The following is a 13,166-nucleotide window of genomic DNA, read 5'->3' as shown; positions in this document are numbered from 1 at the left end:
TCTATTGGAGGAAATAGGTGATCGTCGTCACGACGCGCACCTTCTTTTCGATCTGCTTTTCGGGCCGTTGGTCGGGAATATCGACCGCCGCGAGGATTTCAAAGACGCCCTGATTGGCGGTTTGTATGGTACCGACCATCGCATCGGCCTGCACCGCAAACTCCGCGGCGGCATCCCGCGCGCGCTGGGTGGCTTCGGCAAGCATGTCGGTCTTGAGATCGTTGAGACCGGTAAAGATATAGCTCGGGCCTGCGTTGTAGCTGTCCGAGGAGAACACGACGCCCGCGCGCAGGAGATCCCCAATATTGCGGGCGGCTTCGGCGACCGCCGCGACATCGGTCGAGGTCAAAAGAAATTCTTCCGTCACAACAAATCGCGCTTCTTCGGGTGTCGCCGACGCATTATAGCCGGCCAATCTGTCCTCGACGAAGATGTTCTGCACGTTCATTGCATCTTCGGAGAAGCCCGCGTCAGCGAGAAACCGGCGGACCGCCGCATCCGACTGCTCGAGCGCAGCGCGTGCCTCTTCGAGTGTTGCACCTGTAGCGACGAACTTGATCGGCCAGTTAGCGAGGTCGGCCATGACGTTGCGCTCGGCAAGCCCTTTGACCGTAACGGTCCTGACCGGCCAGCGGCTCTCGATCAATGCCTGCCCCCCGAGCCAGGAGGCGGCGACAACCCCGAGCGCGATGAACAACCCGGCAATGATATTGGACGGCGATTGCATAAGTGTCAGCCCCTGATCATGCCCACAGTAATGTTAACATGCAGGATTGTACGGGCATAGAGCAGGCCATGAGAATGCCACACGATGGTGGTCGTCTTGTCCTCAGGGGGGCGGGAGCGCGGTCTGTCACCGCGATTAGGGACAAGACATGATCAAGTCATTTCTGAATTTCGATACGTTCATTTTTCCAAAAATCGCTACCGTCATCTATTGGATCGGTCTCGTGTTGATCGTTCTGGGAACGCTGGCTTCCGCGTTCGGCGCACTGTTCAGGAGCGATGTGATGGGCAATCAGATGGGCGGCCTTGGCTTCCTGTTTGTTCTCGTCGGCGGTGTTATCGCGATCATTGCATGGCGCGTGGTCGTCGAATTCTGGCTCGTGATTTTCTCGATCCGGGATCACCTCCGGGATATCCGCGACCAAGGCCGTGGTTTGTCTTAAACCGGTCGGGCCAAAAGGCGGAACTGGCTGTCCGCGCCGACAAGGCTGTTGGCGCGGGCAATGGCCTGTTTCCAAGACAGTTGCGCGCGGACAACACCATGAACGAGGGCAGTAATGCCCAAGGGAATATCGGCACCATTCGGATAACCATCGGGAGCGATGAAACGTTCGGCACCCGCTTTAGCGAAAGCATTTGCGATGGCGCTCGTGCCCGTTCCGCAGGCTGTCGAAATGATCGTTGGTGGGACGCTCTCTACCGCCCGATCAAGATCTTGGGCTGTCAGGCGATTGTTAGCGAGCTTGACCCAATCTATGTCAGGCGCTAATTCTGGGAAGATGAAGCCGCGCTCGTCGCCATGGCCGCACAGCAAGGCTAAGTCGACCGAATTGATTTTATTATCCAGCGCTCTGAATAGATCGCTAGGTTTACCAAGTCTCCACATTCGCACATCGAGCCCGAGATGCTCGAAATGAGCTCTGAGAAGGAGTGCTTCTTCGTTTGGCTCGATGGCGATAATGGCAGCTGAGTGGATCAAAACTCGATCCCAGCCTGCGCCTTGATGCCCTGTTCGCGGAAGGGGTGCTTGACAAGCGTCATTTCGGTGACGAGGTCGGCGATCTCGATCAGTTCGTCCTTGGCGTTACGGCCCGTTATGATCACGTGGGTGTCCGCCGGCTTCGTCTTGAGCGTCTCGACGACCTCCTCGAGCGGCAGATAGTCATAGCGCAGGCAGATGTTGAGCTCGTCCAGGAGCACCATCTTGTAGCTTTCGTCCATGATCATCGCTTTAGCGGCGTCCCAGGCCTGGCGCGCGGCAGCAAGATCGCGCTGGCGGTCCTGGGTTTCCCAGGTGAAGCCTTCGCCCATCGCCTTGAGGGTGACCTGATCGGGGAAGTGCCCAAGGATATCGCGCTCGCCGGTGGTCAATTTGCCTTTGACGAACTGAACGACGCCAACCTTGAACCCGTGCGCGATGCCCCTAAAGACCATGCCGAAGGCGGCGGTCGATTTGCCCTTGCCCTTGCCGGTATGGACGATGATGAGGCCTTTTTCGCCCTGGTTGGCGGCGACGAGCTTGTCGCGAGCGGCCTTCTTCTTGCGCATTTTTTCCGCGTGATAGGCGTTGCGCTCGTCGTCGGTCATCGTGTCGGTTTTTTTTGCCATCAAATCCATTCCTTCGTCGCGGCGGTCGTCTCGTCGCCGGTGTTCGGCGTGCCGGCGGCTTCCATCAGCAGCACGTGAACCTCCCCATGCGCGACTGGTCTATGACGGACGCCTCTGGGAATGACGTAAAGCTCGCCCGGTCCGAGATCGACGTCACCGTCTTCGGTTTCGATGGTCAGCGATCCCGAGAGCACGAGGAAGAAATCGTCGGTATCGTCATGATGGTGCCAGTCAAACGGGCCTTCGATTTTCACGACCATCACGTCGTGGCCGTTGAACTGCGAGACGATCTTCGGCGACCAGTGCTCTGAAAAGAGGCGGAGCTTATCTGCAAGATTGACGGCTTTGGGCATGATCAGGTGTCCTTGTCGCTCATTGAGAGGAATCTATACGCCGAATTCGACCGTGGCGACCACAGGCCCCGCTCGCGGGCTTCGTTGAACCGCGCGATCAGTTCATCATAGCCGAACCGGTTGTTGGCGATCAGAAATGCCCGCGTGCCCTCGTCTTCGACATAGGCTTCGAAGGCGAGGTCGAAATGATGCGACTTGACTGCGCCGGTGGTCGCGGCGAAGCCGAACATGTAATCGACGGTGGCGATGATTTCGAAGGCGCCGCGATAGCCGTGGCGCTTGACCCCGGCGATCCATTTGGGATTGACGACGCGGGCGCGCATCACGTGCGCGATTTCCTCTTCGAGCGTGCGCACGGCAACACGCTCGGGGCGAGAGGTGTCGGTGTGATAGGCCGCCGGGCGTGTGCCCGAGAGGGCTTCGACCGCGGCGGAAAGCCCGCCTTCGAATTGGTAGTACTGGTCGGAATCGAGAAGATCGTGCTCGCGGTTGTCCTGGACGTGCAGTACGGCATCCGACGCCTTGAGTCGATCGGAGAACAACCCGCGCTCGGCGTTGCCCTGAGTGTGTGCGCCATAGGCGTATTGCCCGGCATCGAGCACGGCTTGCGCGAGTTCGGAGCGATCCTGCCAACGTGCGGTTTCGATGCGTTTGCCAACTCCCGCGCCGTAGCCGCCCGGCGCAGCACCGAAGATACGGTGGCCGGCCCTCAATGCCGCGTCGTCCTTGGCGATCCCTTCGGCCATCATCCCAAGCGCCTCGGTGCGCATGCGCGCGGCGATGGGGTTGTCCTCCTCGGGCTCATCGAGCGCGCCGATGGCACGGACCGCCTTATCGAAAAGCGCGATCTGCGCCGGGAAGGCATCGCGGAAAAAGCCCGAGATGCGCAGGGTGACATCGACACGCGGACGACCGAGCTTGGCGAGCGGGATAATTTCGTAGCCTGAAATCGTGAGCGATGCCCCCTGCCAGGTGGGTTTTGCGCCGATGAGGGCGAGTGCTTGCGCGATGTCGTCGCCGCCGGTGCGCATATTGGCCGTGCCCCAGACGGACATGGCGACCGAGGTGAGCCAGGTGCCTGTGTCCTGGAAATGGCGCGTGAGGAGGCTTTCGGCCGCCCGCTGACCGAGCGCCCATGCGGTTTGCGTGGGAATGGCGCGGTTGTCGACGGCGTAGAAATTGCGGCCCGTGGGCAGCGTGTCGAGACGCCCGCGCGTGGGGGCGCCGGAAGGACCCGGGGCGATGAACTTGCCGTCGAGCCCGTCGACGAGCGCGTTCATTTCGGCGGGGCCGGAGGCTGCGACACGGGGACGAATGTCGCGGTCGATGGTGTCGAGGACGGCGCGTGTTGCGGTCCAACTAGGGCCGGGCGCGTGCCCTGAAACAAGTTCGGTGGCAAGCGTTTCGAGCCGCTCGACAGTGTCTCCGCAGCTGCGCCAGACCCCGCCGGTATCGAGCGCCTCGGGCTTGGGACCGGTCCACGGCGCGCCGAGGTCGAGCACCAGCGGATCGGCACCGAGTTTGAGGTCCTCGGCGAGCGCACGGATGAGCGAGGCGTCGCCGCCCCGCCCCTCACCACGCGGCACGCGGGCGAAGGCAACGACGAGGTCGCGTTCATAGTCGCCTGTGGGAGATTGGCCGAAGACGTGCAGGCCGTCGCGGATCTGGGCTTCTTTGAGTTCGCAGAGGAAATTGTCGATCTGGTTGAGCGCGCTCGCTTCGTCCTCAGGCAGGCCGATATCGGCGTCGAGCCGGGTATCGCGCGTGAAATCGAGGATCCTGCGCTTGAGCGTGTCGAGCCGGCGCTGGTCCATGCCCATAGCGGCGTAATATTCGTCGAGCAGCGCTTCGAGCTCCTTGAGCGGCCCGTAGGTCTCCGCGCGGGTGAGTGGCGGGACGAGATGGTCTATGATCGTTGCGGCGGTGCGGCGCTTGGCCTGGGTGCCCTCGCCGGGGTCGTTGACGATGAAGGGATAGAGGTTGGGGAGCTGGCCCGAAAGGATCAACGGGTAGGATTCCCCGTCGAGCGCATTGGCCTTGCCCGGCAGCCATTCGAGGTTGCCGTGCTTGCCGTTGTGAATGAGCGCGTGGGCGCCGAACGCTTCGGTAAGCCAGAGATAGGCCGCGACATAGCCATGCGGGGGCACGAGGTTGAGGTCGTGATAGCTTTCCTCCTCGGAAAGGTCGTAGGCGCGCGCGGGCTGGAGGAGGATGGCGGTGTTACCGAGGATTTTGACCGGGAGGTGGAAGGCGTTGCCGCGCACGAAAGGATCGGCCTCAGGCACGCCCCAGCGTGCGGGAACGTCCTCGCGGATGCAGGGGTGGAGGTTGGCGAAGAGCTCGCGGTAGTGCGCGAGGGGGAGGACGGCGTCGGATGTGCCGTTTTGGGGGCGCGCATTGGTGGGGCCAGTGAGGAGGTGGTTTACGAGCGTGGTGCCGTCGCTGAAGGTGCCTGTCGTGTAGCCCTCCTTCCTCAACCTCTGTAGTATCTCCACAGTCGATTGCGGCGCGTCATATCCAACGCCGTTGGCGAGCCGGCCGTCGCGCAGGGGATAGTTGGCGAGCACGATGCCGATCTTGCGCGCGGCGCGCGGGGTAGCGCGCAGCCTTGCGTAGTTCTTTGCAAGCTTGACCGCGCGGGCGATGCCTTCGGGCTCGGGGGTGAAGGCGGTCAAGGGGCACTCGGTGCGCGCGTGCCAGACCGCTTCGGCTTTATGCCCGACGATGAGCCCGCCGATCCGCCCATCGATTTCGGGCAGGACGACCTGCATGGCGAGGTCTTTCTGCGTCAACCCCTGTGGGTCGGTTTCCCAGAGTGCGGGCGGGCGCGAGCCTTGAACGAGCTGGATGATCGGCGCGTCGGTGAGCGCGAAAGGGTTGGCCTCGGGCGCAAGTTCGCCGACGCCGAGAGCGAAGCCGGTGAGGCTGAAGACCGCTGCGGGTTGCAGGGCGCCGAGGGCCTCGCGGACGAATTGCGCGCAGTCGGCTTGTTTGAGCGAGGAGATTACGATGGGGACGGGGGTGAGACCGGCGTCACTCAGTGCCGCGATGAGCGCCTCGAGCGTCGCCGTGCCTGCGCCTTCGAGAACGGCGCGGTAAAAGAGAATGGGGACGACGGGTGACGGGGAGGTGGGAGCGTCTTGTACCATCCCCTCCTTCTTGCTCCAGAATCCGAATTTCGGCAGCGGGTCCGGTGCGATCTCTGGCACGGCTCGGCCCCCCGCCAACGCGTTGAACGCGCCTAGGATTGCGTCCGCCGCGTCCGGGCCGCCGGTTAAGAACAGGGCGTGCAGCTTGTGCCAATCGTCTTCAGAGATCGTCGAGCGCGACAGAAGGACCGGGTCCGGCTGTGCATCGCCGGGCAGGAAGGCGAGCGGAATGCCTTTGGAGCGCGCCAGGGTTTCGATCTCGTCGCAGCCATAGGGCCAATAGCCCGCCCCGCCGATCAGGCGGAGGACGATGAGCTTTGCGTGGCACAGCGTATTTTCGCACCAGAGGTCGACGGAGAAATTGTGCGCCAGCCGCATGATGTTGGCGAGCCGCAAGCCGTCTTCCCCCGCGCGGTCGGCGGCGGCGGCGAGCATGGCCAGTTCGCTGTCCGCCGAGGATGCAAAGGCGATGCGTCCGGGGGATTGGGCAAGGTCGATGGCCTCGCCGTCCTGCTGCAGGGCACCGGCCTGTGCGGCGAGTAGGTGCATCAGTCCTTGCTCCTCGCGCTCAGGGGGATGGCAGTTGCAACAAGCGCAATGGCGCCGCTGGCGGCAATCACGGGATAGACAAATGGCGGCGGGAACCTGAGGTCGAAAAGGACGATCGCACCGGCGGCGCCCGCAAGCCCGGCCAACGCGCCAACGAGGGCCGCGAGCCCCGTTCGGGACCATATGCCGCCGGGCTGGGGCAGCAGGCGCCATGCGATCGCGGCGATAAGCGCAGGGATCGCGCCCACTGGCCAGCCCAGGAAAAGCGCCAGCACGGCGACGGGCAGCGCCTCGCGCGCGAAATCGTCCGGCGGATCGAGGGCGAGGACCGCGGCGAGATAGACGAGGATCCCCACCACCGGGCCGGCCAGAACGATCAGCACGAACCGCTGGCCCGATACACGGCGCCGGCGCACTGCTGGTGTATTGGGCTGGGCCATGATCCCCGCCCGGCGCCTAGGCCGCCTCGGCCAGCGTCTTGAGCCGCGCCTCGATGCCGGCTCTGTCGAGCGGGCTTTCGCCGATGACGACGAGCCGCGTTTCGCGCACCTCTCCTTCGCGCCAGGGCCTGTCGAAGTAAGCATTGACGCGCGGACCGACGGCCTGGATAGCGAGGCGGGCCTTGGCACCAGGGATGGCGGCGAAGCCCTTCAGGCGCAGCACATCGTAGGCGGCGATGGTCTCGGTGATGGTGGCGAGCAGCGTGTCGCGGGCCGGGCCAGCGGGCAGTGTAACCGAGAAGCTGTCGAAATCGTCGTGCTCGTGCGGCTCGCCCGCGTGCTCGAGCTCGTGATGGCTTTCGCGGCCCATAAGATCGTCCTCGGTGCCGATCCCGAGGCCCAAAAGCGCGGCGGCGTCGACCTCGCCATTGGCGGCACGGATGATGCTCGTACCCTTGCGCATTTGGGTGCGCAACTGGGTTTCTACCGCTTGGAGATCGGCCTCTGTCACAAGATCGGTCTTATTGAGAACGATCATGTCGGCAGCGACCATCTGGTCTTCGAACAATTCCCCGAGCGGGGTTTCGTGGTCGAGCATGGCGTCGAGACGGCGCTGGGCGTCGACGGCGTCCTCATTGGCGGCAAACCGGCCCTCCGCGAGCGCGGCAGCGTCCGCGACTGTTACCACGCCGTCGATTGTGACCTCGGCTTTGATCTCGGGCCAGTTGAAGGCGCGGATCAGCGGCTGGGGCAAGGCGAGCCCGGAGGTCTCGATAACGATGTGGTCGGGGCGTTCCTCACGGGCGATCAACGCCTTCATCGTCGGGATGAAATCGTCGGCCACCGTGCAGCAGATACAGCCGTTGGCGAGTTCGATCATATCGTCTTCGCGGCAGGTCTCGTCCCCGCAGCCGGCGAGGACGTCTTTATCCACCCCGATATCGCCGAACTCGTTGATGATCAAGGCAATGCGCTTCCCCTTGGCATGGGCGAGCAGGTGCCGCACGAGCGTCGTCTTGCCCGCGCCGAGGAAGCCTGTGATGACGGTGGTTGGGATCTTCGTGCTCATTGCGCACCTCCCGAAATCTGCTGGTTGAAATAGCCATAGGCCAGCCCGAGGACGGTCCAGAAGACCGCAGCGTTGAACAGCACCGCAGAAACGAAGGCCGCCGCGAGGCCGGCGGGCACGCCGGTTTCCTCAAGCGGCGGCTGGGGTGCGCCGACAAGGTGCGGCAGGGCGATGAGGGCGATGGCTATGATAGCGGCCCACCATGTCCGCAGCTTGGCCACGAGCACAAAGCCCGCGCCGGTAGCACCAGCGGTGAACACCCACCAGAATTGCCGCGCGCCGGTCTCGGCGATCGGCATGCCTGGCAATCCGGGGGGCAGGCCAAAGGCGGGGGCGAGCGAGAAGGCTGCGAACCCTCCCAGGCCCCAAAGAAGGCCGGTTGCGGGCGTAATCGGCAGGTTGAAGATCAGGGATGCCGCCGCGATCACGAAAGCAAAGCCGACCGCCAGCAGCAGGTTGGCGAGAACCGTGTACGCGGTGCGTTCGAGCCCGTCTGCGGGCATCCATTCGTCTTCGTCATGACTATGCGGCGCGATCGCTTCGCTTTCTTGGTGGGTATGCGTATGGCCTTCATCGATCTCATAGGTTTCCGCCGCAAGGATCAGCGGCGTGAGTCGCACTTGCTGGAGAACCGAGGTCAAAAGCCCAGCACAAAGGGCTGCGAGAATCGCAGCGAAAAATAGATTTTTAAACATTGGAGTATCCTTGCCTGCGCCGGACTAGTGGCAGGGGAAGCCCATGGCATGCCGCGAATCGTGCGCACCGTTATGGGCGCGATAGTCGCCCGCAAAACCGGTTCCCGCAACGAAGACGAAACCGAGGACAAGGAACACGGCGCCGAGAACGAGGCGCTGGGAGATCGAAAGCGGCTTGGCCGCGGAAATGCTTGCTGAAGTCATTGCAACACCCTCCGTGTGCGAACAAACAGGGCTCCCTCACGGGAACGGACCGATGTGCCGGCAGGTCTCCTGGCTCGCCGCTCGAGCGGTCTTTCGCGCGCCTTCCCGGTCTTTTGTTCGACCAGTGGTTATGCGCAAAGCCATCGCGGCTTACAGTTGCGGGGGCAGCCACGGCTTTGGCCCTTGCTAGAGGTTGTCCGCACCGTGTTCCCTTTTGCGTCCCCTCCCGTTTCTTGCAACGATTGGGGAACCAACACGGTTAAATCTCTGGCAGAGCCAGCGGACCAAGTCAATTGCATGGTGCGCCTGGGTTGCCTATCAAGGACAAGAGACCATTGCGGCACTGGAGGCATCAGCGATGAAAATGCGGCGGCTGGGGAAAACCGGATACGAAGTGACCGAAATCGGGCTCGGTTGCTGGCAGCTCGGAGGCGACTTCGGACCTATGGACGACGAGGACGCCGGAGCGATCCTCGCCAACGCCGCGCGGCTTGGCGTCACCTTCTGGGATACCGCCGACGTTTACGGTGGTGGATTGTCCGAACATCGGATCGGGACCTATTACGGCAAACCCGACGGGCTCGTCATTGCCACCAAGGTCGGGCGATCAGGCGCGCTATTTCCGGATAAATATACCTGTTCTGGCGTCCGTGAATGTCTCAAAGAGTCCGCGCGCCGGCTTTGCGTCGAAACGATTGACCTCGTGCAGCTTCATTGCGTGCCGCCCGAAATCCTCAAGGATGGCGAGATTTTCGACTGGCTTGATGATTTCAAGTCCGAGGGGCTCATCCGACACTATGGTGCAAGCGTCGAGACCATAGAGGAAGCTTTCGTCTGTCTTGAGCATGACGGGCTCGCAACGCTGCAGATCATCTTCAACCTCTTTCGGCAGGACGCGAACAAGGAATTGTTCGAGGCTGCCACAAAAAAGGATGTCGGCATCATCGTGCGTCTGCCGCTCGCCTCGGGGCTGCTCTCGGGCAAATTCACCAAAGAGACGGTATTCCAGCCCACCGACCATCGCAATTATAACCGCGACGGCACCGCGTTCTCGGTCGGCGAGACGTTCGGGGGCATTCCGTTCGAAAAGGGTGTCGAGCTGGCCGAGGGGCTGCGGCAATTCATTCCTGGCTCGATGAGCATGGCCGATTTCGCGCTGCGATGGATTTTGGACCATCCGGCAGTTTCGACGGTCATCACCGGCGTGTCCCGGCCAGAGCAGATTAGCGCCAATGTCGAGGCCGCCAGCGTGCCGCCGCTTGAGGGCGAGATTCATGCGCAGGTGGCGGCGTACTACGAAAATGAGGTTAGGCCGCATATTCGCGGAGAGATCTGAGGGCGACAGCACACTCTCGCCCACCGCGTGTTTCGCCGCTGCGCTACACAGGCGGGGTGATGAGGGGGGGCGAGGAAGGAAGCATTATGGTCTTTCTCGCTCGAACCCTAAGCCGCCTTGTCCCGCCCCTCTTCGACCGCGTGGCATGCCGACCATGTCGGGCCATATTCGCGCAGTTCCGGCCGTTCGATCCGGCATCGGTCGTTCGCAAGGGGGCAGCGCGGGTTGAAGACACAGCCGGAGGGCGGGTTGAGCGGCGAGGGGATTTCGCCTTCGACCGGTCTGCGCTTGCGCCCGGTCATTTCAAGGTCAGGCACAGCATCGAGCAGCATCCGCGTATACGGATGCTGCTTGGCGGTGAAGAGCGTCTTGGCGTCGGCGACTTCGGCGAGGCGGCCTAGATAGAGCACGCCGATCCGGTCGGCCATGTGCCGGACGACCGAGAGGTCATGGCTGATGAAGAGGTAGGTGAGCCCGAGCTGCTTTTGCAGGTCTTTCATCAAATTGAGAATCTGCGCCTGCACCGAGACGTCGAGTGCCGAGGTCGGCTCATCGCAGACGATGAAATCGGGATTGGCAGCAAGCGCGCGCGCAATCGCGATGCGCTGGCGCTGACCGCCCGAGAATTGGTGCGGGAAGCGCGCGGCATCTTCGGGGGACAGGCCGACGAGCGAGAGGAGTTCGGCAACGCGCTCACGGCGGCTGGCGCCGCGCTCTGTCCTAAAGACGCGCAAGGGCTCGGCGATGATATCACCCACATGCCAGCGCGGGTTGAGGCTCGCGAAGGGATCCTGGAAGATCATCTGAAACCGGCGGCGCAGCCGGCGGGCTTCTGCACCTTCGAGCCCGGCTGAAAGCGACTTGCCTTCGAAGAGAACATCGCCCGACGAGGGGCTCAGGAGCCCCACGATCAACCTCGCGATGGTCGATTTGCCCGAGCCCGATTCGCCCACAAGCGCAAAGGTCTCGCCCTTGTTGATGGAAAAGGAGACATCGTCGACGGCCTTGAGATAGAGCTTGTCCTGCCGTTCGATCACCCGGTTGAGCCATGGCTTGGAAACATCGAAAGCGACCGAAAGGTTTTTGACGTCGAGAAGGGGCGTGCTCATGCCTCGGCCTCCGCCTTGTCATAAAGCCAGCACGCGACGCGACGGTCTTCGTAAGCCAGGGGATCGGGGCGGTCGTGATAGCAGCGGTCGAACACTTTAGGGCAGCGCGGATTGAAGGGGCATCCTGCCGGGATGGCCGAAAGGCGCGGCATGGTGCCGGGGATTTGCGTCAAGCGGTCCTCGTCGGTCGAAAGCGTGGGGATTGAGCCCATCAGGCCTTGTGTATAGGGATGCGCTGCGCGGCGGACGACTTTTTCGACCGGGCCGATCTCGGCCACCCGGCCCGCATACATCACCGCCACGCGGTCGGCGGTTTCCGCGATCACGCCCATATCGTGGGTGATGAGCATGATTGCCGCGCCGCGCTCGGCGCACAGCCGCTTCATCACATCGATGATTTGCGCTTGCACTGAAACGTCGAGCGCGGTCGTAGGTTCGTCTGCGATGACGAGATCCGGATCGGCGCACAGCGCGAGCGCGATGACCACGCGCTGGCGCATGCCGCCCGAGAACTGATGCGGATAATCGTCGATCCTGCGCGCGGCGTCGGGAATACCGACATCGTCGAGCAGTGCAATCGCGCGTTTGCGCGCCTCCTCATGCGAGAGCGGCAGATGGGTGCGGATGGTCTCGATGAGCTGCTGGGCGATCGTATAGAGCGGATTGAGGCTCGTGAGAGGATCCTGAAAGATCATGCCGATCTTGCGGCCCCGGATCTTCCGCATGCGGTCAGTGGAGAGCGTGTCGATCCGCTCACCGTGAAGCTTGATCTCGCCCGAAGCAATGCGGCCGGGCGGCTCTATGAGTCCGATGATCGCGGACCCGGTCATCGACTTGCCCGCGCCGGATTCCCCAACGACGCCAAGGACTTCACCAGGGTTGATGGCGAACGATACGTCGTCAACGGCAGTGAGGATACCGCGACGGGTCGGGAACTGAACGGTGAGGTGCTCGACCGAAAGAACAGGCTGGGTCATTTGCGCAGCCTCGGGTTGAGCGCGTCGCGCAGCCAATCGCCCAGAAGGTTCACCGAAAGCGCCAGCAGCACCAGCGTGACGGCCGGGAAAAACAGAATCCACCATTCGCCCGAAAAGAGGAATTGCTGACCGATACGGATGAGCGTGCCCAGCGAGGGCTGAGTTGGTGGCACGCCGACGCCGAGGAACGACAGCGTTGCCTCCTCGATGATCGCGAGCGCGAGCCCGATGGTTGCGATGACCAGCACCGGCCCGGTGACGTTGGGTAGAATGTGTCTGACGAGAATCATCACTGGATGCACGCCCATGATGCGCGCGGCGGCGACATATTCCTTCTGGCGCTCGACCATGGTCGCTCCACGGACGGTGCGGGCGAACTGCGCCCAGTTGGAAAGCCCGATTGCGAAAATCAGCACCCAGACGGCGGCGGCTTCCTGTTGCGCGGGTGGAATGATGCCGCGTGCGAAGCCGAAGATCAGAAGTGCGATCAGGATCGCCGGAAACGTCAATTGGATGTCGGCGATGCGCATGATGATTGCGTCGGTCGTCTTGCCGCGATAACCCGCAAAGAGCCCGAGCGTCACGCCGAGCACCATCGCAAAGAGCGTGGCCGAGACGCCGACGAACAGCGAGACGCGGCTGCCGTAAAGGATGGTCGAAAGGACGTCACGGCCTTGATGGTCCGTGCCCAGAATGAAGTAGTTGCCCATCATCGAGGTCGAGAGCGGTGCCGTGTAGCCGTCCATGAGGTTGAGCGAGGCGGGGTTGAACGGATTGTAGGGCGCGACCCAAGGTGCAAGGACGGCAGCAAGGATAAGTGCTGCCAGAACGATCGAGGCGACGATTGTCACCGGCGAGGTGCGGTAGGAATAGAAGATGTCCGAATCGAGAGCCCTTGCGAAAAGGCCTGTCGGTTCAGAATGCGTGGGCGAAGGAGAGGTCATTGCGGTT

Annotated in this window: 14 protein-coding genes and 1 riboswitch; of the genes, 2 read left to right on the top strand and 12 right to left on the bottom strand. The window is 62.7% G+C overall.

Annotated elements, in window-relative coordinates:
• Position 1: 1 nt before the first annotated feature.
• Positions 2-727, bottom strand: a complete 726-nt coding sequence (locus LG281_RS09885; protein WP_404400187.1) for an SIMPL domain-containing protein — start codon at positions 725-727, stop codon at positions 2-4.
• A 148-nt stretch (positions 728-875) separates the two neighbouring features.
• Between LG281_RS09885 and LG281_RS09880 the strand changes: the two genes are divergently transcribed.
• The gene (locus LG281_RS09880) at positions 876-1,169 is read left to right on the top strand and encodes a DUF4282 domain-containing protein (protein ID WP_404400186.1); all 294 of its coding nucleotides are present in this window, start codon (positions 876-878) and stop codon (positions 1,167-1,169) included.
• On the opposite strand, the gene LG281_RS09875 is transcribed toward LG281_RS09880, so the two are convergent.
• From LG281_RS09875 to LG281_RS09840, 8 genes are read right to left on the bottom strand one after another with little or no spacing between them, the layout of a single operon-like run.
• A complete protein-coding gene (locus tag LG281_RS09875) occupies positions 1,166-1,705 on the bottom strand; it encodes a hypothetical protein (RefSeq protein ID WP_404400184.1) in 540 nt (179 codons plus the stop codon). The genes LG281_RS09880 and LG281_RS09875 overlap by 4 nt on opposite strands.
• Entirely contained in the window at positions 1,702-2,334 is a 633-nt protein-coding gene (gene cobO / locus LG281_RS09870) for a cob(I)yrinic acid a,c-diamide adenosyltransferase (protein ID WP_404400182.1), read from the bottom strand. Before cobO ends, LG281_RS09875 begins: the two co-directional genes overlap by 4 nt.
• The gene (locus tag LG281_RS09865; RefSeq protein ID WP_404400180.1) at positions 2,334-2,687 is read right to left on the bottom strand and encodes a cupin domain-containing protein; all 354 of its coding nucleotides are present in this window, start codon (positions 2,685-2,687) and stop codon (positions 2,334-2,336) included. The genes cobO and LG281_RS09865 overlap by 1 nt, the downstream gene beginning before the upstream one ends.
• Positions 2,688-2,689: 2 nt before the next feature.
• On the bottom strand, positions 2,690-6,385 hold the full coding sequence (gene cobN, locus LG281_RS09860; RefSeq protein ID WP_404400178.1) for a cobaltochelatase subunit CobN: 3,696 nt from the start codon (positions 6,383-6,385) through the stop codon (positions 2,690-2,692).
• Positions 6,385-6,825, bottom strand: coding sequence for a hypothetical protein (locus LG281_RS09855; RefSeq protein WP_404400176.1), 441 nt, complete (start codon positions 6,823-6,825; stop codon positions 6,385-6,387). The genes cobN and LG281_RS09855 overlap by 1 nt, the downstream gene beginning before the upstream one ends.
• Positions 6,826-6,841: 16 nt before the next feature.
• Positions 6,842-7,894: a cobalamin biosynthesis protein CobW gene (gene cobW, locus LG281_RS09850; RefSeq protein ID WP_404400174.1), complete on the bottom strand. Its 1,053-nt coding sequence runs from the start codon at positions 7,892-7,894 to the stop codon at positions 6,842-6,844.
• Positions 7,891-8,589 (bottom strand): CbtA family protein, encoded by a 699-nt coding sequence (locus LG281_RS09845; protein WP_404400172.1) that lies wholly within the window; start codon positions 8,587-8,589, stop codon positions 7,891-7,893. Before LG281_RS09845 ends, cobW begins: the two co-directional genes overlap by 4 nt.
• Before the next feature lie 24 nt (positions 8,590-8,613).
• Entirely contained in the window at positions 8,614-8,793 is a 180-nt protein-coding gene (locus LG281_RS09840; RefSeq protein ID WP_404400170.1) for a CbtB domain-containing protein, read from the bottom strand.
• A gap of 41 nt (positions 8,794-8,834) precedes the next feature.
• Positions 8,835-9,063, bottom strand: a riboswitch (cobalamin riboswitch).
• 88 nt (positions 9,064-9,151) lie between these two features.
• Here LG281_RS09840 and LG281_RS09835 point away from each other — a divergent pair.
• Entirely contained in the window at positions 9,152-10,129 is a 978-nt protein-coding gene (locus tag LG281_RS09835; protein WP_404400168.1) for an aldo/keto reductase, read from the top strand.
• Between the two features lie 107 nt (positions 10,130-10,236).
• Here the strand turns inward: LG281_RS09835 and LG281_RS09830 are convergent, their stop codons facing one another.
• The 3 genes from LG281_RS09830 to LG281_RS09820 are packed head-to-tail and all read right to left on the bottom strand — an operon-like array spanning position 10,237 to position 13,159.
• The gene (locus LG281_RS09830; protein WP_404400166.1) at positions 10,237-11,238 is read right to left on the bottom strand and encodes an ABC transporter ATP-binding protein; all 1,002 of its coding nucleotides are present in this window, start codon (positions 11,236-11,238) and stop codon (positions 10,237-10,239) included.
• Positions 11,235-12,215: an ABC transporter ATP-binding protein gene (locus LG281_RS09825; RefSeq protein WP_404400164.1), complete on the bottom strand. Its 981-nt coding sequence runs from the start codon at positions 12,213-12,215 to the stop codon at positions 11,235-11,237. The genes LG281_RS09830 and LG281_RS09825 overlap by 4 nt, the downstream gene beginning before the upstream one ends.
• Positions 12,212-13,159 carry an ABC transporter permease gene (locus LG281_RS09820; RefSeq protein WP_404400162.1) on the bottom strand — a complete coding sequence of 316 codons (948 nt, stop codon included), beginning with the start codon at positions 13,157-13,159 and terminating at the stop codon, positions 12,212-12,214. Before LG281_RS09820 ends, LG281_RS09825 begins: the two co-directional genes overlap by 4 nt.
• Positions 13,160-13,166: the final 7 nt, after the last annotated feature.

It is taken from the genome of Pelagibacterium halotolerans, from assembly GCF_044811015.1.
Taxonomy (GTDB): domain Bacteria; phylum Pseudomonadota; class Alphaproteobacteria; order Rhizobiales; family Devosiaceae; genus Pelagibacterium; species Pelagibacterium halotolerans_A.
The sequence above is the reverse complement of the archived record's forward strand: the minus strand, read 5'-3'. Positions and strand labels throughout refer to the sequence as shown.

Coding starts and splice junctions, on each gene's coding strand:
- LG281_RS09885 (WP_404400187.1), bottom strand. CDS start 727: ATGCAATCGCCGTCCAATATCATTGCCGGGTTGTTCATCGCGCTCGGG.
- LG281_RS09880 (WP_404400186.1), top strand. CDS start 876: ATGATCAAGTCATTTCTGAATTTCGATACGTTCATTTTTCCAAAAATC.
- cobO (WP_404400182.1), bottom strand. CDS start 2,334: ATGGCAAAAAAAACCGACACGATGACCGACGACGAGCGCAACGCCTAT.
- LG281_RS09865 (WP_404400180.1), bottom strand. CDS start 2,687: ATGCCCAAAGCCGTCAATCTTGCAGATAAGCTCCGCCTCTTTTCAGAG.
- cobN (WP_404400178.1), bottom strand. CDS start 6,385: ATGCACCTACTCGCCGCACAGGCCGGTGCCCTGCAGCAGGACGGCGAG.
- LG281_RS09855 (WP_404400176.1), bottom strand. CDS start 6,825: ATGGCCCAGCCCAATACACCAGCAGTGCGCCGGCGCCGTGTATCGGGC.
- cobW (WP_404400174.1), bottom strand. CDS start 7,894: ATGAGCACGAAGATCCCAACCACCGTCATCACAGGCTTCCTCGGCGCG.
- LG281_RS09845 (WP_404400172.1), bottom strand. CDS start 8,589: ATGTTTAAAAATCTATTTTTCGCTGCGATTCTCGCAGCCCTTTGTGCT.
- LG281_RS09840 (WP_404400170.1), bottom strand. CDS start 8,793: ATGACTTCAGCAAGCATTTCCGCGGCCAAGCCGCTTTCGATCTCCCAG.
- LG281_RS09835 (WP_404400168.1), top strand. CDS start 9,152: ATGAAAATGCGGCGGCTGGGGAAAACCGGATACGAAGTGACCGAAATC.
- LG281_RS09830 (WP_404400166.1), bottom strand. CDS start 11,238: ATGAGCACGCCCCTTCTCGACGTCAAAAACCTTTCGGTCGCTTTCGAT.
- LG281_RS09825 (WP_404400164.1), bottom strand. CDS start 12,215: ATGACCCAGCCTGTTCTTTCGGTCGAGCACCTCACCGTTCAGTTCCCG.
- LG281_RS09820 (WP_404400162.1), bottom strand. CDS start 13,159: ATGACCTCTCCTTCGCCCACGCATTCTGAACCGACAGGCCTTTTCGCA.